Origin of the sequence: Blattabacterium cuenoti (genome assembly GCF_014251655.1) — a bacterium.
GTDB classification, from domain to species: domain Bacteria; phylum Bacteroidota; class Bacteroidia; order Flavobacteriales; family Blattabacteriaceae; genus Blattabacterium; species Blattabacterium cuenoti_I.
This window is the reverse complement of sequence record NZ_CP059225.1, coordinates 549,952-572,325: the sequence shown is the minus strand read 5'-3', so window position 1 is coordinate 572,325 and position 22,374 is coordinate 549,952. Positions and strand designations below refer to the sequence as shown.

Genomic DNA, 22,374 nt, shown 5'->3' with positions numbered 1-22,374 from the left:
TAAAAATGTCAAGATCATTATTTGATAAAATTTGGAATAATCACATAGTAAAAAAATTAGAAAGTGGAGTATATGTGATTTATATAGATAGACATTACATTCATGAAGTGACAAGCCCTCAAGCTTTTTTAGAATTGGAAAGAAAAAATTTATCCGTTTTTAGACCAAAACAAATAATTGCTACAGTAGATCATAATGTTCCTACAGTGAATCAACATTTACCTATCAAAGATCCTTTATCTAGAAAACAAATTAATTTATTAACAAATAATTGTAATAAATATGGAATTGTTTTGTATCAATTAGGGCATAAAAATAACGGAATAGTTCATGTTATAGGACCTGAATTGGGTTATACTTTGCCAGGAATGACAATAGTTTGTGGAGATAGCCATACTTCAACACACGGGGCTTTTGGATGTATAGCATTTGGAATTGGAACTAGTCAGGTAACTATGGTTATGGCTAGTCAATGCCTATTATTATCCAAGCCTAAACAAATGAAAATTCATTTAAATGGAAATTTGAGAAAAGGAGTTACTCCAAAAGATGTTATTTTGTATATGATATCAAAATTAGGAGTAGATGCAGGTATTGGTCATTTTATAGAATATACTGGTCCTTCTATTCAAAAAATGAGTATGGAAGGAAGAATGACTATTTGTAATATGAGTATTGAAATGGGAGCAAAAGGAGGATTAATCGCTCCAGATAAAATCACTTTTGATTATATTCAAAAAAGAAAAAATTCTTTATTTCAACAATCTAATATACAAGATATAATGGAGTATTGGAATTATTTAAAAACAGATGATGATACATTCTTTGATAAAGAATATACCTTCAATACTAAAGAGATCTATCCCATGATAACTTATGGAACAAATCCTGGAATGGCTATAAAGATAGATGAACCTATTCCAAAACATAATTCATCAGAATACAATAAATCTTTGGATTATATGGGTTTTATCCCAGGAGAATATTTAATAGGTAAAAAAATTCATTATATTTTTATAGGAAGTTGTACTAATTCTAGAATAGAAGATTTAAGATTAGTAGCTTCTATTGTCAAAGGGAAAAAAAAAGCTCATCATGTCCATGTGATGATAGTTCCTGGATCAAATCAGGTAGTTCAACAAGCTAAAAAAGAAGGATTGGATAAAATCTTTAAAGATTCTGGATTCGAATTTCGTCAACCTGGATGTTCTGCGTGTTTAGGAATGAATGAGGATAAAATACCTTTTGGTGAATACTGTTTATCTACATCTAATAGAAATTTTAAAGGAAGACAAGGGCCAGGATCTCGTACAATGTTAGCTAGTCCTTTAACAGCAGCTATTGTTGCTATTGAAGGTAAAATTGTAGACGTAAATCAATATATTCATGAAAAAATTTACAACATTAATTAGTAGAGCTATCCCATTATCTGTAGAGGATATTGATACAGACCAAATTATTCCAGCTCGTTTTTTAAAAGAAATTAAAAGAGAAGAATGTGGAAATAATCTATTTATAGATTGGCGTTATAAAAAAGATGGATCTATAAATGAAGATTTTGTCTTAAATAATCCTAATTTTTGTGGGAAAATTCTTTTATCTGGAAGAAATTTTGGTTGTGGTTCTAGTAGAGAACATGCTGCATGGGCTCTTTTGTATTATGGATTTAGAGTTATAATATCTAGTTTTTTTGCTGATATTTTTAAAGAAAATGCATTAAACAATAGATTACTTCCTATAGAAGTATCCGAATATTTCTTAAAAAAATTATTTTTTGTAACTGAAAATAATCCGAAAATAGAAATAAAAATTGATTTAATTCATCAAATAGTTACCATTTTAAAAACAGGAGAATTTGAAAAGTTTGAGATACATCCATACAAAAAAAATTGTTTTTTAAATGGATATGATGATATAGATTTTTTAGTTTCTCTTAAAAAAGAAGTGGAAATTTTCGAAAAAAATAAAAGAATATGAAAAAAAAAATATCTGTAATAGAAGGAGATGGAATAGGCCCTGAGATCATGAAACAAACAATAAAAGTTTTGAATTCTATAGCTAGAAAATATGGTCATAATTTTCAATATAAAAAAATTTTAGCTGGATCTGTAGCAATAGATAAATTTGGATATCCAATTTCAAAAGAAACTATAAATACTTGTTTAAAATCAGATGCCGTTTTATTTGGTTGTGTAGGAGATCCCAAACATGATCATAATCCGAGAGGGATGAGACCCGAAGATGGATTGTTACAATTGAGAAAAATAATGAATGTATATTGTAATATACGTCCTGTAGTCCTTTATTCTGAAATTAATAAGTCTCCTATAAAAAAAGAATTATTAGAAAAGGTAGATTTTGTTATTTATCGTGAATTAACAGGAGGTATTTATTTTGGAGAAAAAGGTCGTTTTGATGATGGAGAAAAGGCTTATGATTATTGTATATATTCTAAAAATGAAATTGAAAGAATTGGAGAAATGGCTTTGAAAGCTGCTGTAACTAGGAGGAAAAAAATAACATTAGTAGATAAAGCTAATGTTTTGGAAACATCTAGGTTATGGAGAGAAGTAATTCAAAAAATGGCATTGGATTATCCAGATGTCTATCTAGATTTTTTATATATAGATCATGCCGCTATGCAAATGATTTTAAATCCTAATAGATTTGATGTTATTTTAACGGATAATATGTTTGGAGATATTCTTTCGGATGAATCTAGTGTTCTTACAAGTTCGATAGGATTACTACCATCTGCTTCTATAGGAGATCATAAATCTATGTTTGAACCTATCCACGGATCTTATCCTAAAGCAGCAGGTAAGAATATTGCAAACCCTTTAGGATGTATCCTTTCAGGAGCTATGATGTTAGAATATTTTGGAATGTATGAAGAAAAAGAAATTGTAGAAAAAGCTGTTAAAGATTCTATAGATAAAAAAATATGTACTCCAGATATTATTGATTCGGAAAACTGTTCAACAACAGAAGAAGTGGGAAATTATATAGAAAAATATATTAAAAATCAATAAATTTTTTCTATAATTGGTATTTTTGAATTTAAAATTTCTGAAATTCTATTGATAAGGAATGGAAGAAAGTATTTTTTGTAGTCTCCATATGTGATGTTTATTTTTTTTTCCTGAAAAAAATTTATAGAAACTTGTGATATATCTCCATTCTTATCAGGAGAAATGATTCCTAAAATAGGTAATTTTTTTGATTTTTCTATAAACCCGTAATATTTAAACCATAAATAAACGTAAATAAGTAATTGCATAATATTAGAATAATTTGGATTTATAAAAATATTTTCAATTTTTTCTAAAGATACGTTCATCTCTTTTGTTTTTGAAAATCCTATTTTATAATCTAGAATACGAGTAATTTTGTCACACTCATCTATACGATCAATAATTCCATGTAAATTCACTTGGATAGATCCAATATTTAATCTTGTAGAAAGATTGCATTCTATTTCTCTTAAAAAAATTTTGTGTCCGTTTTGAATCAATTTTTCATCCCATGAAATAAAATTTTTTACATAATTTGTTATGATATAATAAAATAATGTTTGATTCTCCTTAATTATTTTTTTTTTTTCTAAAAGTTTTTTTTTTATAATATATTCATAGATATTTTTCATCTCATGAATACGATTTATGGTTATAAAATTATTTTTTATGGGAGAATATAAAATATTTAATGTTTTATGAGTTATTTTTCCTATTTCTTTTTTGAAAGAAAAATTTTCTACATCATTTAGATTTATATTAAGTATTTTTTTATAATAGAATAAGAGAGGATTATAATTATATAAATGGATAGAAGAAGGAGATAATCCTTTATTAACTAACTGATGTAAATGATGAATAATAGATTGTGTTTTTTCGATAACAATAGGATTCTCCACCCTTTTATGGGTCTTCATATTAGAATATATATTATGAATTTTTTTTTCTATTGGAATTTCTGAATCGATTTCTATTTGGTGAATAAAACGACTTTTTTCTCCAGAATTTATTTCATCTGGTTGATTTTTATATATTAAAAACGTTTTTTTTGAAGATTGAAAAATTCTTAAAAAATGTTGAAAATAAAAATCATTATTTAAATGATTGATATGTAATTTTTCTCTAATATCAAAGGGAATGAAAGAATTACTTTTCATATTTGGAGGAATAACTCCTTCATTAAAAGAAGTAATAATGACTGATTCGAAATTTTTAAAATAAATATCTAAGAAGTTAGTTATATATAAACCTCTTGTATTTTTACGTATATATCGTATACTTTCCATATTGGAAAATTGCTTATATATGTAAAGGATATCATTAACTCCGTAGAAACATTTTTCTTTTTTTCTAATTATTATTTTTATTTTTTGTATATAATTTTCTAACTTAACAAGAAATTTTAATTCTAAACAGTGTTTGTTGCTGTTTGCAAATAATAGTTTTTTTAGTTTTCTAATAAAACTTATAATGCTTGAAATTATAAGTTTTATATTATTAGTAGGAGTTTGAAAAATAATCCATAAGTCATTTTTTAATAAATGTTTTTTCATAACCTCTTCGGGAATAAAATTGGAATTATTTTCCATTTTTAATTTTTTTAATAAAGAATTTTTCTTCAAGAAAAATTTTTGTATGTATCCATTTGATAATATATTGATCACATCTTTTCTATTGAATTTATTTAGTTTTTCTTTATTTAATAAAAATTGAAAAATGTTATAAAAAGTGTAGTAGATAGGATTTTCTTTAAAAGAATAATTAATATTTATAGATTGATTGATTTTTAATCTTTTTAGGTAATTTAATAAAGGAATCGTCAAAGAATTGTTTCCCGGAATAAGAAGTATATTATGAGGTTTTTCTCCTTTTTTAATTAATTGAAATATTATATCCTTTACTATTCTTAGTTGTTCTATTTCTTTTGAAACTTCAATTATTTTTATACATTTAGAATCTTTTTTTTTATTTTTTTTTATATTATATACATCATAAAAAAATCCTTGATGATTTTGAACAATTTTTCTAACAAATATTTTCTCATATTCATTTAAGATGATTTCTTTTATGAAAATAATTTTTGTATTTGAAATTTTAGATAAAAAAAAATTTAAATGAGGAATAATGATTCTAAAAAGCATCCCTGGATAAGTGATTCCTTTTTTTAAAAGTTGGGATTGCAAAATGTAATAATATTTATGTATTTTTTCCCAAAAAATAAATTTTGTTTTTTTTGAATTATTAGGATCCCATTGTTTTATTTTTTCTGCGGAAATCACAGAATAAAAAAAGATATCGGGATTTACCATACTGGTATCTATATCTTGAAAATCATTTAATATTTTAGGACCCCAATGAAAAAAATTTTTCCATTTTTTTTCTGATAAATCATTTTCTTTGAATAAAGAAAAAAAGTTAAGAAGTATGGAATAATTATCCGAAATTTGTAGTCCAGAAATTTTCTCTAAAAATGTTTCTATAGTAAAAAATTTAGTATCATATCCTAATTTTGATATATGTTTGTTTTTTATATATTCTATAGTAGTGGGATATTTTGATATAAATATATATTTATGACTAACATCTATTTTTTTTAATAGATGTTTAATTATATGATCTATTTTTTTTTTCACAAGAAAAAATTTTTTTAATATTTATTTTATCTCTATGAATTTGATCTTTCAGTTCTTGAAGAGTATTAAATTTTTTTTCTTTTCTAATTATATGAATTATAAAAATATCTATTTTTTTTCCATAAATATTTCCAAAAAAGTCAAAAATATGTACTTCTATTTTAATTGTTTTATTATTACTAATAGTAGGATTGGTTCCTATATTCAACATACCATGATAAGTTTTATCTATATAATTAATTTTTACTGCATAAACACCTTTTTTTGGAATTAATTTTTTTGAATTTACTTGTATATTGGCCGTTGGAAAATTAATCCCTCTTCCTATTCCTTTTCCTCTAATAACATAACCCGATAACGGATAAAAATATCCAAGAGCTTTATTGGCCCATTCTATATCTCCCAATATAAGAGATTTACGGATATTAGTAGAACTAACCGTTTGTTTTTGTATTTTATAAGGTTTTAATTGATGAACTTTGATTCCATGATAATTGGTTATCTTTTTCAATTCTTCATAAGAATCATTTTTATCTTTTCCTACATGAAAATCATATCCAATAATAATTAATTGAATTTTCCATTTTAAATGGAAAATTTTTGAAAAAAAATTTTTTTTACTTAATCTAGAAAAGTCTATAGTAAAAGGATGAATAATTAAATGTTTGATTCCTGTTTTTTTTAAATTAGATATTCTTTCTGAAAGAGTATTTAAATAGTAAAAATTTTCTTTAGGATTTAATATTTCTTTGGGATGTGGATGGAAAGTAAGTAGAACTGTAGAATATTTTTTATCAGATTTAAAAATTAAGTTTTTGATAATCTTTTGATGTCCCATATGAACTCCATCAAAAACTCCTAGTGTTAATGAACATGGAAAAATAGACGAAAATTCATCAATAAGTGAATAAATTTTCAAAATTTTTACTTTTTTTTCTCTTACATTTACATAATACAAAGATATAATTTTTAGATTATAAAAAAAAAGAATTGTATAATGTTGAATAAGAAAAAATTAAAGGGAATTATTACTAGAATTATAGGACCAGTAATTGATGTTTCTTTTAAAAAAGGATCTCATCTTCCTAAAATTTACGATGCTTTAGAAGTAAAATTAACCAAAAAAACTAAAATAGTATTAGAAGTTCAACAACATATTGGAGACAAAAATGTCCGTTGTATTTCTATGGAAATTACCGACGGATTACAAAGAGGTCTAGAAGTTGAATCTTTAAATAAACCCATCAGCGTTCCTATAGGAGAATCTATTAATGGTAGGGTTTTTAATGTTTTGGGAAACTGTATTGATGGATTAGGAAATATCGACAATTCTATGAATAGACCTATTCATAACGATCCTCCAACGTTTCAAGATTTATCTACAGATATAGAAATATTGTATACAGGGATTAAAGTCATTGACTTGATAGAACCTTATCCAAAAGGAGGAAAAATTGGATTATTTGGAGGAGCAGGGGTAGGAAAAACTGTATTGATACAAGAGTTAATAAATAATATAGCTAAAGTACATGGAGGCAAATCTGTTTTTGCAGGAGTAGGTGAAAGATCTAGAGAAGGTAATGATTTATTAAGAGAAATGTTAGAATCTGGAATTATAAAATATGGAGATTCCTTTATGAAATCCATGAAAAAAGGAAACTGGGATCTATCTAAAATAGATAAAGAATCTTTAAAAGAATCCAAAGCTGCTTTTGTTTTTGGACAAATGAATGAACCTCCTGGAGCTAGAGCTAGAGTTGCTTTATCTGGATTAACATTGGCTGAATATTATAGAGATCAATCTATAATAGGAAACAAAAAAGGTCAAGATGTCTTGTTTTTTATAGATAATATATTTCGTTTTACTCAAGCTGGATCAGAAGTTTCAGCTTTATTAGGAAGAATTCCTTCATCTGTAGGTTATCAACCCACTTTATCATCTGAAATGGGATCGATGCAAGAAAGAATTGCTTCTACAAAAAAAGGATCCATAACTTCGGTACAGGCTGTTTATGTTCCTGCAGATGATTTAACAGATCCTGCTCCTGCTATTACATTTTCACATTTAGATGCAACAACAGTTCTTTCTAGAAAAATAGCTTCTTTGGGGATTTATCCTGCAGTAGATCCTTTAGATTCTACTTCACGTATTTTATCTCCAGATATTATCAACAAAAATCATTACGATTGTGCACAACGTGTTAAAGAAATTTTACAAAAGTATAATTCTTTACAAGATATTATAGCTATTTTAGGGATAGAAGAATTAAGTGAAGAAGATAAATTAATAGTTTCTAGAGCTAGACGTGTTCAACGTTTTTTATCTCAACCATTTCATGTAGCTAAACAATTTACAGGAATTGAAGGGGAATTTGTGAATATTGAAGACACTATTAAAGGATTTAATATGATAATAGATGGAAAATTGGATCATATTCCGGAAATAGCTTTTAATTTAAAAGGAACAATAGAACAAGTAATAGAAAATGGAAAAAAAATGTTATCAACTTAATTTATGAAAATTAAGATCGTTTATTGCAATAAAATTTTATATCAAAAAAATATAGTTTCTATTATAGCTCCTGGCTTATATGGTTATTTTCAAATACTAAAAAATCATGCTCCTTTTATTTCTGTATTGGGAAATGGAATTATAAAATTTTATATAGAAAATATTGATCAATTTCAAGAAATTAAAATAGAGGGAGGATTTTTACAAGTGAAAAAAAATTTTATTTTAGTGATTTTATGATGGTTTATAAGAAGATAGTTTCATATATTCTTTTCTATTTTTAAATATTTTTATAGCATTAAAAATGGCCTCTTCAAAAGAATGTTCATTTGCTACTCCTTTTTTAGCTATATCATAAGCGACTCCATGGGCTGGAGAAGTTCTAATATGAGAAAGACCAGCTGTAAAATTAACTCCTTGATTATAAGTTAAGGTTTTAAAAGGGATTAACCCTTGGTCATGATACATAGCTAAAATTGCGTCAAAATTTCGATAACTGTGATTCCCAAAAAAACTGTCTGAAGAATAAGGTCCAAAAATTAACCATCCTTTTTTTTGAAATAAATTATCAACAGCTGGTTTAATCTTTGTTTTTTCTTCATCTCCTATTAGTCCATTATCTCCAGAATGAGGATTACATCCTAAAACTGCAATTTTAGGTTTTTCTATAAAAAAGTCTATAATTAGAGATTTACGTAAAATTTTTATGGACTTTATTATTTTTTTTACGTTTAATTCTGAACTTATTTTCTTTAAAGGCAAATGATTGGTGACTAAAGCTATTTTTAATAAATCGTGGATCATTACCATTAATGATTCTCCTTCTAAAACATTTTGTAAATATTCAGTATGTCCAAAAAATGAAAAACCTTTTAAATTCATACATTTTTTGTTTACGGGAGCTGTTACTAATACATCTATTTTTCCTTCTTTTAAAGATTTTACAGCTTTTTTTAAAGATGTAATAGGGTATTTTCCTGAATCTGGATGATTAATTTTTATAGACTCAAATTGAGTATCTTCTTTCCAAATATTGAACACATTAATTTTATGATCAACAATTTCTTTAAAATTTTTAATTTCTCGAATATGATTGAACTCTAGATTTAAAATTTTTTTATAATAATAGCACAATTTAACAGATCCAAATAATATTGGAGTAAAAAAATCTAAAATCTTTTTTTTCATACATACTTTTAAAAATATTTCAATTCCTATTCCATTAATATCACCTGTAGTAAAACCTACCTTAATTTTTTTTTTTATGTAATTCATTTAATTTAAAAAGAAAATTAGAATAATTATGTTTACTGGTATCATAGAATGCATGACAAAAGTACAACAATTAAACCGTGATAGAAAAAATCTTTATATTACCTTTTACAATCCATTTTCATATAAAATAAAAATCCATCAAAGTATTTGTCATAACGGAATATGTTTAACAATTATAGATGTTAATGAAAAAACTTATTCAGTTATAGCCTCTGAAGAAACTTTATTATGTTCCAATTTAAATTATTTAAAACTTAAGGATGAGGTGAATTTAGAAAGAGGATTAATTATGATGAAGGAAAGATTTGATGGACACTTTGTCCAAGGACATGTAGATACAACTGCTATAATTCAAAATATAGAAAGTAGAGATGGAAGCTGGATTTTTTTCTTTAAATCTAAAAAAGAACTAAATCATATAGTTGTAGAAAAAGGTTCTATCGCTATCAATGGAATAAGTCTCACTATAAGAACATGTACTAGATATAATATTAGTATATCCATTATTCCTTATACTTATGAAAAAACCAATTTTCATTTTATGAAAATTGGAGACGTTGTGAATATAGAATTTGATATTATAGGAAAATATATTGCTAAATATCTTAATAACAATTATTCTTTATAAAATAGGACCTCCATAGGAAATATTGTTATCAACGTATTTTTTGTATATTTCAAAATGATCAATAAATTTTTTTGCCAGTATTTTTACTTGATTTTGATATCTTTTTTCATTTTCCCATGAATTTTTTGGGTTCAAAATTCGAGAAGATATTCCTGGACAATATTTTGGTATTTGAAAATTGAAAACTGGATATTTTTCATAAGGAACTTTTAATAAAATTCCGTCTAAAACATTTTGTACTATTTTTCTAGTATCAGTTAATTTTATACGATATATTGAATCATATTTACCTGATATTAATCCAGTATTGATCATCCAAACATTTATTTTTGTATTATCTAATTTTTTCGTAAACATATTAGTATATTGAATCGGATGTAAAGGCATAAATGGAGCTCCAAAACAAGAAGAAAAAGTAGCTATTGGTCTTTTTATATGAAGTTCTGTACCGGCTACTTTAGAGGTATATCCTAATAAAAAATAATAAGAAGATTGAACTTTATTTAATTTAGCTATAGGAGGTAAAACTCCAAAAACATCATATGTTAGAAAAAAAATGTTTTTTATATTAGAAGACGATAATTTATTTTCAATATTTTTTACGAAGTAAATAGGATAACTGATCCTCATATTTTGAGTAATAGAATCATCAAAAAAATTTACTTCTCTAGTTCCTTTTTTAAAAGAAACATTCTCTAACATAGCTCCTTTTTTGATAGCATTATAAATCATAGGTTCATTTTTTTTAGAAATCCCCCATACTTTTGCATAACATCCTCCTTCAAAATTAAAAATAATATTATCATCAGTCCAACCATGTTCGTCGTCTCCTATCAAATTTCGATTAGGATCATTAGAAATTGTGGTCTTTCCAGTTCCAGATAATCCAAAAAAAAGAGCTGTATCCTTTTCATCTTTTCCTATATTTGCAGCACAATGCATTGGAAATACATTTTTATATATAGGAAGTATAAAGTTTAAAACGGAAAATATAGATTTTTTTATTTCTCCTGTATATCCAGATCCTCCAATTAGAATTATTTTTTTAGAAAAGTTTAAAATAGAAAAATTCTTATGGGATGTTCCGTCTTTTTCTGGGTTAGATTGAAATCCTGGTGCACAAAACAATAACCAATCTGGTAAAATTTTTACAATTTTTTGAAATCTAAAAAATAGATTATGTATAAATAGATCAGACCATGGGTATTCACAGATAGTACGGATATTTAATTGATAACGTTTATCAGAGCAAACATATCCATCTCTAAGGTACAATCTTTTTCCTGATAAATATCGAATTATTTTTTGATGTAAATCATCAAATTTTTCTAGATTGAAAGACTGATTAAATTTTTTGTTCCACCAAACTTTTTTTTCCGTAATAGAATCCTTAACAATAAATCTATCCTCTGGAGATCTACCAGTAAATAAACCTGTATTAATTGCTAATACCCCTGATTTAGTTTCTACTCCCATTCCTTGCTGAATAATAATATTTTGTAATTCCTTAGGAGTTAACTGCCAATTTTCGGATGATTTAAATATACCGTAATTTTCTATAGAAAAAGGAATCATATATTATTTATTTTATCTACTTTTTGTAATACGACAAATTTATATATGATTTTATAAAAGTTTACTAATTTTGTATCATAAAAAAAATTATGATCCTATGTCTGATATTGCATCTAGAGTTAATGCTCTTATCGTAGAAAAACTAAGTGTAGATGAAAAAGATATTATTCCTTCTGCTAGTTTTACCAATGATTTAGAAGCAGATTCCTTAGATATAGTAGAATTAATTATGGAGTTTGAAAAGGAATTTAATATTAGTATTTCTGATGAAAAAGCCGAAAAAATAACAACAGTAGGAGAAGCCATACAGGCCATAGAAGATCTTTTGATAGAGAAAAAAAATCTCGATCAAAAATCTGAAAAATAAGATGACATTTTAGTATCATGATATGGATAGATTGAAAAAAGTAGTAGTTACTGGAATGGGGACTCTTACTCCTATAGGAAATAATATAGATGAATACTGGATTTCTCTTGTTAACGGTAAAAATGGGTGTGCTCCTATCACTTATTTTAATACCGATAAGTATAAAACAAAATTTGCTTGTGAATTAAAAGATTATGATCCGAGTATTTTTTTTAGTAAAAAAGAAAGACGAAAATTGGATCCTTGTGCACAATATGGAATTATAGCTTCTGAAGAAGCTATAAGAAATAGTGGAATTAATTTTTTTAAAGAAAGAAGGGAAAGAATTGGAGTTATTTGGGCGTCTGGAATTGGAGGCCTTCTCAATTTAGAAAAATCTATTTCAGATTATGTAAATGGGGGTAGATATCCTAGATTTAGTCCATTTTTTATTCCTAAAATGCTTATAGATATTACTGCTGGTTTTATTTCTATGAATTATGGAATTCATGGTCCAAATTACGCTACTGTATCTGCTTGTGCCTCCTCTTCTAATGCTATTGTAGATGCATATCATTTAATATGTTTAGGAAAAGCTGATATAATAGTAACAGGGGGTTCTGAAGCTGCTATTACACAAAGTGGAGTAGGAGGTTTTAATGCTTTACATGCATTATCTACTAGAAATGATAATTATCAAACAGCTTCTCGTCCTTTTGATAAAGATAGAGATGGATTTGTATTGGGAGAAGGAGCTGGTTGTCTTATTCTTGAGGAATATAAACATGCTAAGGAAAGAGGAGCAAATATGTATGCTGAAATAGGTGGAGTAGGAATGTCTGGAGATGCTTACCATATGACGGCACCTCATCCAGAAGGAAAAGGAATTATTTTAGCAATGAAAGCTGCTATTCAAGATGCAGGAATGAAATATAAAGACGTGGATCATATCAATTCCCATGGAACTTCTACTATATTAGGAGATTTAGCAGAAATAAAAGCAATTCAAAAAGTATTTCATGAAAACATTTATAATATAAATATTAACTCTACAAAATCTATGACAGGACATTTATTAGGTGCTGCTGGAGCAATAGAAGCAGTAGCTTCTATACTACCTTTAACAAAGGGAATTATTCCTCCAACTATTAACTTATTTCATATAGATAAAAACATAGATCCTAAAATTAAATTTACTCCAAATAAAGCTATAAAAAGAGAAGTTAAAATTAGTATGTGTAATACTTTTGGTTTTGGAGGACACAATGTTTGTATTTTATTCAAAAAAATAAATGTTATTTAGAACCATTTTGAAAAAAGATGAAGATTCTATTTTAGTAGAAAAACTAATAAAAATATTAGGATATTGTACAAAAAATACTAAATTTTTAAAGGAAGTATTTATTTATAGTTTCTCCACAAAAAAAGTAAATTCAAATCAAAGTTATTCTCTTAATTTTCAAAGACTAGAATTTTTAGGAGACGCTATTTTGAATTCTATTATATCACATTTTTTATGTGAAAAATTTCCTGATAAAAAAGAAGGAGAGTTAACTCAAATACGATCTAAAATAGTATGTAGAAAAAATTTAAATGAAATATCTAGAAAATTAACTATCCCAGATATTTTTTCTAATAAACCTATTATATCGGATAATATATTAGGAAATACACTGGAAGCTTTAATAGGATTTATTTATTTAGAAATAGGATATCAAGGTAGTAAAGATTTTGTCCATAAAAAAATTTTACATACTCATGTAAATATTATGGAATTACAAAATAAAATTTTTAGTTATAAAGTATGGATGATTGAATGGTCTCAAAAAAATAAATTTATAATTAATTTTAAAACTTTTCGAGAAGTAGAAAATAAAGATCAAAATATGATCACTTATTTATCTGAATTTACAGTGTTAGAATATGGAATACAAACTAAAGGAAGAGGTTCCTCAAAAAAAAAATCAGAAGAAATAGCGGCAAAAAAAGCTTACTTTATTGTTAAAAAAGAAATAAAATCCATACATAAAGAAATAATAAAATAATAGAAAGAAAATTTGTTATGTTTAATAAAGAAAAAAAATTTCCTCATGTAAAAAAGGGAAAAGGACATCCTTTGATTTTACTTCATGGATTAATGGGAGGATTAAGTAATTTTCAATCTATTCTAGATTTTTTTTCAGAAAAAGGTTATAAAGTAATCATCCCTTCATTACCACTTTATAAAATGCCATTATTTCTTACAAATATTTATCATTTATCTAAATATGTCATTCAATTTATAATGGAAATGAATATTAAAAAGGCTACTTTAGTAGGAAATTCTCTTGGTGGACATGTTGCTTTAATTATAGCAAAAAAAAGGAAAGATTTAGTTCATTCTGTAGTTTTAACAGGTAGTTCAGGTTTATTTGAAAAATCTTTTGGATATGTTTTTCCTAAAAGAGAAAATTATGAATATATTAAAAAAAAATCACAAGAAGTATTTTATGATCCCAATATAGCTACTAAAGAATTAGTAGATGAGGTTTTCCGTATCGTGAATGATAAAAATAAGGGAATGAAAACTTTATATCTTGCTAAAAGTTCTATGAAATATAATATGTCCCAAGATCTATCTTTTATTCACCAACCAATTTGTTTAATATGGGGAAAACAAGATCATGTTACTCCTCCAGAAATAGCAAAAGAATTTCATAGATTATTACCTCATTCAGAATTATATTGGATAGATAAATGTGGACACGTTCCTATGATGGAACATCCAAAAAAATTCATAGATATATTAAAAAAATGGCTTTCTAAATTTGATTTTAATCATAAAAATTTTCTTTATCGTATTTAAAAAATACTACAAACAAAAACTAATGATTCCTAATTCATAAGATTTTAATCCAAATCCAAAAATAGTTCCTTTACAAACAGAAGAAAGAAATGATTTTTTTCTAAAAGATTCTCTAGAATGAATATTAGTAATGTGGACTTCTATAACTGGAGTAGAAATGGATTTGATAGCGTCTGCAATTCCTATAGAAGTGTGAGTATAAGCCCCAGCATTCAGTAAAATTCCATTAGATTGAAATCCAACGGAATGTAAAATATCTATAATTTTTCCTTCACTATTATTTTGATAATAAATAATATCCATATTAGAAAATGGTCTTTTCATTTTTAATTTTTTAAGAAATTCAGTAAAGGATTCACTTCCGTACAACTCTGGTTCTCTTTTTCCTAAAAGGTTTAAATTAGGACCATTGATGATGATTATTTTTTTCATATAACAAATTTTTTTCCAAAAATGTTTTTAATTTCCTGTTTTTTTAATAAACACCAATATCCCGTTTTCATATTTTTTTTGGATAATCCACCAAAATTAATTCGGTCTAATCGAATAACTTTATAATCTAATTTTTTAAAAATTCTTTTAATAATTCTGTTCCATCCTATAGAAATTCCAATTTTTACTTGATTATTAATATTACTCTTTTCTATAAAAATAACTTTTACTTTTCCTTCTCTCAAATATATTTTTCCTTTTCTAATTTTTTCTAAATCTTCATTTTTAATTTTTTTGTTTAATGATACATGATATATTTTTTTAACGTGATATTTTGGATGAGTTAATTTTTCAGATAAAAATCCATCATTTGTCAGAAGTAAAACTCCTGTAGTAGAATAATCTAATCGACCTACAGGAAATATTTTGTATCCAAAATAATTTGGAATTAAATTCATCACTGTTTTTCGTTTAAATTGATCCTTTGTAGAAGTAATAATACCTCTAGGTTTATTAAGTAGTATATAAATTTTATTTTTAATTTTAACTTTAGATCCATAATATGTGACAGTATCATCTACATGAATTGTACTTCCTAATTTTAAAATAGGTTTTCCATTAACTTCTATAGCTCCATATTGAATAAGTTTATCGGCCTTTCTTCTGGAAGAAATTCCAGCATTAGATAAATAACGATTTAATTTAATTTTTTTATGTTCCATTTTATGTTTATGAAAATTAAAAATGAAAAAGCACTTTCATCGTATATTTTTTTAATTTTTTTTTAGATAATTCATAGTTTGTAGTAAATCCTAAAATAAAACCCCCTCCTCCAGAACCGCATAATTTTAAATAATAGATATTGCTATATATACCTTCTTTCCATATTTTCCAAAAATTTTTCGGAATCATAGGACGAAAATGATGAAAAATCCAAATAGAAAGTTTTTTAACATTTTTTAATAAAATAGGGAAGTCTTCTTTTAAAAAAGCTTCGATACAAATTTCATTGTATTTAATGAATTCTTCTTTCAAAATTTTTTTAAATTTATCATGTTTTAATTTTCTGAAAAAAATTTGTATCATAGAATGAGTTTTACTAGGGATTCCAGTATTTAATAAAAATATAGCACCTTTTCCTTCTTTTTTTTTTGGAATACCTACAGTAGAAATATCTTGTTCTGAACGTATAAGTAAAGGCAAATTAAAATAGCAAATCAATGGATCGATCCCTGAACTTTTTCCATGAAAAAAAGATTCCATTTGACTGAATATTTTCTTTAAAATTATTGTATTTTCATTCCAGCTTCCTTTTAATTTATTTTTTGCATATTTATCATAAACAGCAGCAACTAAAGCTCCAGAACTTCCTATTCCATATTTTTGAGGAATATTTGAATGAAAAAATATCCCGTTTTTTATATCTTCATGTAATTTTTTTAAATCTAATTTTACTAAAAATTGTTTTTTTTTTCTAATAGGGATAAGAAATTATAATATTTTTTTATTTCATAATGGGACCATAATATATCCTTATTGAATTTGTAATAACTTTTCAAAGTTCCTTTATAAAGATTATGTGGAATAGAAAGTCCTATAGAATTTTCTAAAATTCCATATTCTCCAAACAATAATATTTTTGCAGGAAAAAAGGTTTTTTTCATTTTTTTTAATTGATTGTAAATATAAATACTAAGAAAACAAATTTAATAAAAACTGAATTAATCTTTTTTTGTACATTTATCTTTCTTTTTTTTTTTTTTATGAAAATAGCCATTTATGGACAAAACATTGGAAAAAAAAATATTGATTATTTGAATAAGTTCATAGGTTATGCATGTGATCATTCCATAGAAATTTATATTGAAAAATCATTTTCTAATATTTTATCTTCTTTTAAAGAGTTCGAAAATTTAGATTTTCCTGTAATTTCTCACTACAAAGAATTAACTAAAGATTTTAGTCTCATGTTTACTTTTGGAGGAGACGGTACCATTTTATCTGCCATTACATTGATAAGAGATACCGGGATTCCTATAGTTGGAGTTAATACAGGTAATTTGGGATTCTTAGCTACTTTCAATAAAGATGTTTTTATTCAAAAAATAGATCAAATTTTCAATAGAAAACTTTATTTAATGCCTAGAAGTTTATTGTGGTTAAAAACTTCTATTCTATATGATCATAAGTTTTTTAACTTTGCATTGAATGAAATTGTAATTCTACGAAAAGAAACGGTTTCTATGATTACTATAGATGTTTATATTGATAATGAATTTTTAACTTCTTATTGGGCCGATGGATTAATTATTTCTACTCCAACTGGATCTACTGGATATTCTTTAAGTTGTGGAGGCCCTATTATTAGTCCAGAAAATAATAATTTTGTGTTAACTCCAATTTCTCCACATAATTTATTTTCACGTCCATTAATTATATCAGATCATCAAACAGTTCATTTAAAAGTACATAGTCGTGTAAAATATTATTCTTTATCAATGGATACCAGACTTATTTCTTTGAATAAAGATAATGAATTATCTATCCAAAAAGCTCCTTTTTATATATATCTTCTCCAAGAAGAAAAAAATACTTATTATAAAACATTACGAGAAAAACTTTTATGGGGAATGGATCAAAGAAATTGAATAAAAATCTTTGTTTTTTTATTTTTATCTTTGTTGTATATTTTTATGAAAAAATTACTGGATAAAATAGATTATAATAATTTACCTAATCATGTAGCTATTATTATGGATGGAAATGGACGTTGGGCCGAAAAAAGAGGAAAACTAAGAACATTTGGTCATGAAAGAGGAATCTATTCGGTAAAAGATACTATAAATGGATGCAAAGAACTAGGAATTCCTTATATGACATTATTTGTATTTTCTTCGGAAAATTGGAGTAGACCTAAAAAAGAAATAGATAGTTTAATGCATTTATTTCATACTAATTTAAAAATTCATTTAGAAGAAATTCATGAAAAAAATTTAAAAATTATTACTATAGGAGAAATTGGAAGATTATCTAATCTTATTCAGAAAGAATTATTTTTCTTCATGAAAAAAACTAAAAATAATACATCTGGAACTTTGATTTTGGCACTCAGTTATAGTGCAAGGGAAGAAATTTTAAGAGCAACAAAGAATATAGCCAAAAAAGTATATCAGGGTTTATTATCATTAGAAGATATAGATAATTCTTTTTTTAATAATCATTTATATACCAAAGATTTACCATATGTAGATTTAATTATTAGAACTAGTGGAGAGCAACGTCTTAGTAATTTTTTGCTTTGGCAGTCTGCTTATGCAGAATTATATTTTACAAATATTTTATGGCCTGACTTTCGTAAAAAGGATTTTTTTGAAGCTATAATAAATTATCAAAATAGAAAACGTCGTTTTGGAAACGTGAAATAATTTTTAAATTTCATGAAAAAAAATATCTTTATTATTTTAATAATAATAATATTACAGCAAGTTTATTCATCCAATAATAAAGAAATAGATTTATTATTTGATAATAATAAATCTATTGATATTAATAAAAATATTAACCAGTCGAATGTAATTGTAATTGTAAGAAAAATTCATATAATAGGAAAAACAAAATATGATAGCCATTTTATTTCCAATTTATCTGGAATTTTTCCTGGAGAATCAATAAATATTGGTGGAAAACAAATAGATAATGTAATCCATAAATTATGGAAAAGTAATCTTTTTAAAAACATATCTATCTATAAAAAAGATATAGATGGAAATTTAGTTGATTTATTTTTTGAATTAGAAGATTTAGTACAAATTCATGAAGTAAAAGTAAAAGGGATTAAAAAAGATCAGTTTACGACTATAAAAAAAATAAAAACAGGAGATCATATTTCTGATAATATGATTCAAAATATTAAAAATGATATTCAAGAATATTATAAAAATAAGGGGTTTAATGAAATTAACATAAAAAATAAAATCATTAAAAATGAGAATGGAAATCTATTGTACATAGATGTTGATAAAGGAAAGAAAATTGGTATAGAAGAAATATTTTTTGAAGGGAATCAAGTTTTTAGTAAAAAAGAATTATTGAATTTCATGGTTCAAACTAAAAAAATTTTTTATATACCGATCATTGGAACTCCTAATTTTGTTCAGGAAAATATAATAAAAGATTTGAAAAATATTACAGATAAATATGAATCAAAAGGATTTCTTGATGCAAAAGTATTTTTAGATTCTGTGTGGAAAAAAAGTTCTGGTAATTATGGAATAAAAATAAAGATTTTTGAGGGGAATGAGTATCATTTAGGGGATATAAATATTTTAGGAAATAAAAAAATAGAAACAGATGATTTAAAAAAAATTTTTTTTTATAAGAAAGGAGATATTTATAATAAAATTGAAATAAAAAAAAATGTTTTCAATTATTCTTCTCCTAGTATTCTATCTACTTACCTGAATTTAGGTTATTTATTTGTGAATATAAAACTTATAGAAAAGAAAATCATCGAACATAAAATAAATTTAGAAATACAAGTAGAAGAAAACAATCCTGTGTATATAAATAAAGTGAATATATCAGGGAATTCAATCACTAAAGATCATGTTATTAGAAGAGAATTAGAAACATATCCAGGAGAACTATTTTCTCCTAAAAAGATAAAAGAAAGTTTATCTCATTTAATTGGATTAAATATTTTTGAAAAAGTATATCCAGAAATTATACCAAATAAAAAAAATAGTATCTTGGATATTGAATGGCATGTTGTAGAAAAAAACACTAATGAATTTCAATTTCATGGAGGTTTTGGTGGTAAAAATATGAAAAAAATAATTGGAAATTTTAAATTAAATTTTGGGAACTTTTCTTTAGTTAACCTTTTTAATTATAGGGGATGGAACCCTATCCCTCAAGGAGATGGACAAAAATTAATGATTTTTAGTCAATTAGGAAAAGATTTTTCGTCTTATGGTTTTTCTTTTACAGAACCTTGGATTGAGAAAACAAATCCAATATCTATCACTTTAAAAGGATTTTATTCTATCAATAAAATGAAAAATGATGAAACTACTAAAGAAACTACTAAAATTGATGAAAAACAATTTTTGGAAAAAATAGGAACATCCCTTCAACTAAATAAGTATTTAACTTTTTTGGATCCTTATTCTATAATGAGAACATCTATAGATTACGAAAAATTTATTTATAAAAAAGAAACTTCATCTAATTCATATCATAAACAACGTCAATTCAACAATCTTAGTTATTTGATTTCATTAGAAAGAATGTCTACAGAACCAAATATCATCTTTCCATTTGTAGGATCAAAAATACAATTAAATAGCATATTTACTCTTCCATATTCTATTATTTTTAATAATGAAAAAAACAAATGGATGGAATATTATAAATTCAAGATAATTTTTTCTTGGTATAAAAAAATTATAACAAATGTAGTTCTAAGATTAGGAGGAGAATTTGGATATATGGGGTTCTATAAAAATTTAGATTATTCCAATGAATTGTATTCATTTCAAAAATTTTATATGGGAGGAATGAGGAATAGATCATTTGGATCAGATAAAGATTTTATTCCATTAAGAGGATATTCTACTCATTTTAAATATAACATTCCAAGTAATGGAGGAGTTATTTATGATAAATTGGTTTTGGAAACTCGTTATTTAATTAAAGATTTTCCAAACTTAAAAATTTGGACAAATTTCTTTTTGGAAGGAGGTAATCTAAATTCTTCTTACAAAGAATTTCATTTACTTACGATGAATAAATCTTTTGGGATTGGAATTCGTTTTTTTTGGACCCTAATAGGATTAGTTGGAGTAGATTTCGGATATCCTATAGATAATATAATTGGTCAAAAATCCAAATGGAAAACACATTTTGTGATAGGAAAAGATTTATAATATAATAAATACAAAAAAAAATCGTTATGAAAAAAAATACAATTTTTTATTTTTTGTTATTTTTCTTTTTATTTGGATATTCATTTTATTCTTTTTCTAAAGAGAATAATCAAAGAATAGTTTGTCTGAATAGTATGATTATTATAGAAAAAATGCCAGATTTTTATACAGCTCAAAAAGAACTGTCTAAAATTAGCAAAATGCATGAAAACATATTAGATAAATTAGCAAAAGAATTTCATAGAAAAGCGGAAAAATTTCAAAGGAATAAAAATCCTATTTTAAAAAAAGAACTAGAAACTTTACAAGCAAGAGCACATGCATATCAAAAAATAGCATCAGATGATTTAGCAAAAAATCAAAATAAATTGTTAAATCCTATTTATAAAAAAATAGAAAATGCTATTATTAAAGTAATAGAAAAAGATAAAAATATCATAAGAGTTGATGATTGTAGTCCTGGAAAAGGAGTTTTGTTTAATAAAGGAGGGGATATTACCGAAGAAGTAAAGAAAGAGTTAGGATTATAATTATAAATATGGTATCTCCCGGAATCGAACCGGGGACACAAGGATTTTCAGTCCTTTGCTCTACCTACTGAGCTAAGATACCATAAAATGAATAAACAAAAGTACAATAAAATAATAAGTATTAAATCGAAAAATTTTATTATCATACTTTTTTTATTTGTTCTTTTTCTTTTTTCCTGTAAAAAAGAGGATAAGTATAAGTATATGAAAACAAATAGAAGAAGGATTATTCAAAAAATTTTTATTAAAACGAATCTTTTGTATAAAGAAAAAGGTTTATTGAAATTTTCAATTTATTCTCCTCTTATAAAAGAAGACTCTTATTATACTCTTTTTCCAAAAGGATTAGATCTATTTATTTATGAAAATAATAAAAATAAGTATACATATATTCATGCTAATTGGGTAAAATCAAGAAATAAAATTTTTTATCATATTAAAGGAAACATTCGAATTATAAATGATCAAGGGTATTTATTGAAAACAAAAGAAATATTTTGGAATAGAAAACAAAAAAAAATATTTAATGATAAATACACAATGATATATAACCCAAAAAATGGGACTAAATTATATGCAATAAATGGGATTGAAGCTTCTGAAAATTTTAGAAGCATTAAATTGAAAAATATTAGTGGAACTTTATCTATTTAATAA

21 protein-coding genes, 1 tRNA gene and 1 pseudogene are annotated in these 22,374 nt (G+C 24.9%); 15 read left to right on the top strand and 8 right to left on the bottom strand.

Features of this window, described 5'->3' with window-relative positions:
• Window positions 1-5 precede the first annotated feature (5 nt).
• The 3 genes from leuC to leuB are packed head-to-tail and all read left to right on the top strand — an operon-like array spanning window position 6 to window position 3,032.
• Window positions 6-1,412, top strand: a complete 1,407-nt coding sequence (leuC, locus tag H0H63_RS02780; protein WP_185858485.1) for a 3-isopropylmalate dehydratase large subunit — start codon at window positions 6-8, stop codon at window positions 1,410-1,412.
• Window positions 1,387-1,977: a 3-isopropylmalate dehydratase small subunit gene (gene leuD / locus H0H63_RS02775; protein ID WP_185858484.1), complete on the top strand. Its 591-nt coding sequence runs from the start codon at window positions 1,387-1,389 to the stop codon at window positions 1,975-1,977. Before leuC ends, leuD begins: the two co-directional genes overlap by 26 nt.
• On the top strand, window positions 1,974-3,032 hold the full coding sequence (gene leuB, locus H0H63_RS02770; RefSeq protein WP_185858483.1) for a 3-isopropylmalate dehydrogenase: 1,059 nt from the start codon (window positions 1,974-1,976) through the stop codon (window positions 3,030-3,032). Before leuD ends, leuB begins: the two co-directional genes overlap by 4 nt.
• Here the strand turns inward: leuB and H0H63_RS02765 are convergent.
• Both H0H63_RS02765 and H0H63_RS02760 read right to left on the bottom strand, forming a co-directional pair.
• On the bottom strand, window positions 3,026-5,647 hold the full coding sequence (locus H0H63_RS02765) for a PD-(D/E)XK nuclease family protein (RefSeq protein WP_185858482.1): 2,622 nt from the start codon (window positions 5,645-5,647) through the stop codon (window positions 3,026-3,028). The two genes, leuB and H0H63_RS02765, sit on opposite strands and share 7 nt — an antisense overlap.
• Window positions 5,619-6,566, bottom strand: coding sequence for a bifunctional riboflavin kinase/FAD synthetase (locus H0H63_RS02760; RefSeq protein ID WP_185858481.1), 948 nt, complete (start codon window positions 6,564-6,566; stop codon window positions 5,619-5,621). Before H0H63_RS02760 ends, H0H63_RS02765 begins: the two co-directional genes overlap by 29 nt.
• A 78-nt stretch (window positions 6,567-6,644) precedes the next feature.
• Between H0H63_RS02760 and atpD the strand changes: the two genes are divergently transcribed.
• Entirely contained in the window at window positions 6,645-8,159 is a 1,515-nt protein-coding gene (gene atpD / locus H0H63_RS02755) for a F0F1 ATP synthase subunit beta (RefSeq protein WP_185858480.1), read from the top strand.
• A gap of 3 nt (window positions 8,160-8,162) precedes the next feature.
• The gene (locus tag H0H63_RS02750; RefSeq protein WP_185858479.1) at window positions 8,163-8,399 is read left to right on the top strand and encodes a FoF1 ATP synthase subunit delta/epsilon; all 237 of its coding nucleotides are present in this window, start codon (window positions 8,163-8,165) and stop codon (window positions 8,397-8,399) included.
• On the opposite strand, the gene pdxA is transcribed toward H0H63_RS02750, so the two are convergent.
• Complete coding sequence (gene pdxA / locus H0H63_RS02745) at window positions 8,394-9,434, bottom strand: 4-hydroxythreonine-4-phosphate dehydrogenase PdxA (protein ID WP_185858478.1); 1,041 nt, start codon at window positions 9,432-9,434, stop codon at window positions 8,394-8,396. The genes H0H63_RS02750 and pdxA overlap by 6 nt on opposite strands.
• A 52-nt stretch (window positions 9,435-9,486) precedes the next feature.
• On the opposite strand from pdxA, the gene H0H63_RS02740 reads away from it, so the two are divergent.
• Complete coding sequence (locus H0H63_RS02740) at window positions 9,487-10,062, top strand: riboflavin synthase (RefSeq protein WP_317168041.1); 576 nt, start codon at window positions 9,487-9,489, stop codon at window positions 10,060-10,062.
• Here H0H63_RS02740 and H0H63_RS02735 read toward each other — a convergent pair.
• Complete coding sequence (locus tag H0H63_RS02735) at window positions 10,057-11,637, bottom strand: phosphoenolpyruvate carboxykinase (ATP) (RefSeq protein WP_185858476.1); 1,581 nt, start codon at window positions 11,635-11,637, stop codon at window positions 10,057-10,059. The two genes, H0H63_RS02740 and H0H63_RS02735, sit on opposite strands and share 6 nt — an antisense overlap.
• 97 nt (window positions 11,638-11,734) lie before the next feature.
• Between H0H63_RS02735 and H0H63_RS02730 the strand changes: the two genes are divergently transcribed.
• Genes H0H63_RS02730 through H0H63_RS02715 form a run of 4 tightly spaced genes read left to right on the top strand, consistent with a single transcriptional unit; the run spans window position 11,735 to window position 14,828 of the window.
• Window positions 11,735-12,004, top strand: a complete 270-nt coding sequence (locus H0H63_RS02730; RefSeq protein WP_185858815.1) for an acyl carrier protein — start codon at window positions 11,735-11,737, stop codon at window positions 12,002-12,004.
• A 22-nt stretch (window positions 12,005-12,026) separates the two neighbouring features.
• Complete coding sequence (fabF, locus tag H0H63_RS02725) at window positions 12,027-13,286, top strand: beta-ketoacyl-ACP synthase II (protein ID WP_185858475.1); 1,260 nt, start codon at window positions 12,027-12,029, stop codon at window positions 13,284-13,286.
• Window positions 13,276-14,028 (top strand): ribonuclease III family protein, encoded by a 753-nt coding sequence (locus H0H63_RS02720; RefSeq protein WP_185858474.1) that lies wholly within the window; start codon window positions 13,276-13,278, stop codon window positions 14,026-14,028. The genes fabF and H0H63_RS02720 overlap by 11 nt, the downstream gene beginning before the upstream one ends.
• 17 nt (window positions 14,029-14,045) lie before the next feature.
• Window positions 14,046-14,828 (top strand): alpha/beta fold hydrolase, encoded by a 783-nt coding sequence (locus H0H63_RS02715; protein ID WP_185858473.1) that lies wholly within the window; start codon window positions 14,046-14,048, stop codon window positions 14,826-14,828.
• A gap of 6 nt (window positions 14,829-14,834) precedes the next feature.
• Here H0H63_RS02715 and aroQ read toward each other — a convergent pair whose 3' ends face one another.
• The 3 genes and pseudogenes from aroQ to H0H63_RS02700 form a co-directional block, all read right to left on the bottom strand.
• Window positions 14,835-15,260, bottom strand: a complete 426-nt coding sequence (gene aroQ / locus H0H63_RS02710; RefSeq protein WP_185858472.1) for a type II 3-dehydroquinate dehydratase — start codon at window positions 15,258-15,260, stop codon at window positions 14,835-14,837.
• A complete protein-coding gene (locus H0H63_RS02705) occupies window positions 15,257-15,982 on the bottom strand; it encodes a pseudouridine synthase (RefSeq protein WP_185858471.1) in 726 nt (241 codons plus the stop codon). The genes aroQ and H0H63_RS02705 overlap by 4 nt, the downstream gene beginning before the upstream one ends.
• Window positions 15,983-15,998: 16 nt before the next feature.
• Window positions 15,999-16,924 (bottom strand): annotated as a pseudogene (locus H0H63_RS02700) (mevalonate kinase family protein).
• A 99-nt stretch (window positions 16,925-17,023) separates the two neighbouring features.
• On the opposite strand from H0H63_RS02700, the gene H0H63_RS02695 reads away from it, so the two are divergent.
• From H0H63_RS02695 to H0H63_RS02680, 4 genes are read left to right on the top strand one after another with little or no spacing between them, the layout of a single operon-like run.
• Window positions 17,024-17,908 carry an NAD kinase gene (locus H0H63_RS02695; RefSeq protein WP_185858470.1) on the top strand — a complete coding sequence of 295 codons (885 nt, stop codon included), beginning with the start codon at window positions 17,024-17,026 and terminating at the stop codon, window positions 17,906-17,908.
• Window positions 17,909-17,953: 45 nt separating this feature from the next.
• Window positions 17,954-18,685, top strand: coding sequence for an isoprenyl transferase (locus H0H63_RS02690; protein WP_185858469.1), 732 nt, complete (start codon window positions 17,954-17,956; stop codon window positions 18,683-18,685).
• Window positions 18,686-18,697: 12 nt separating this feature from the next.
• On the top strand, window positions 18,698-21,187 hold the full coding sequence (locus H0H63_RS02685; RefSeq protein WP_185858468.1) for a BamA/OMP85 family outer membrane protein: 2,490 nt from the start codon (window positions 18,698-18,700) through the stop codon (window positions 21,185-21,187).
• 26 nt (window positions 21,188-21,213) lie between these two features.
• On the top strand, window positions 21,214-21,717 hold the full coding sequence (locus H0H63_RS02680; RefSeq protein ID WP_185858467.1) for an OmpH family outer membrane protein: 504 nt from the start codon (window positions 21,214-21,216) through the stop codon (window positions 21,715-21,717).
• Window positions 21,718-21,726: 9 nt separating this feature from the next.
• Here the strand turns inward: H0H63_RS02680 and H0H63_RS02675 are convergent.
• Window positions 21,727-21,799 (bottom strand) — tRNA-Phe (locus tag H0H63_RS02675).
• Window positions 21,800-21,921: 122 nt separating this feature from the next.
• On the opposite strand from H0H63_RS02675, the gene H0H63_RS02670 reads away from it, so the two are divergent.
• Window positions 21,922-22,371 carry a hypothetical protein gene (locus H0H63_RS02670; RefSeq protein WP_185858466.1) on the top strand — a complete coding sequence of 150 codons (450 nt, stop codon included), beginning with the start codon at window positions 21,922-21,924 and terminating at the stop codon, window positions 22,369-22,371.
• Window positions 22,372-22,374 lie beyond the last annotated feature (3 nt).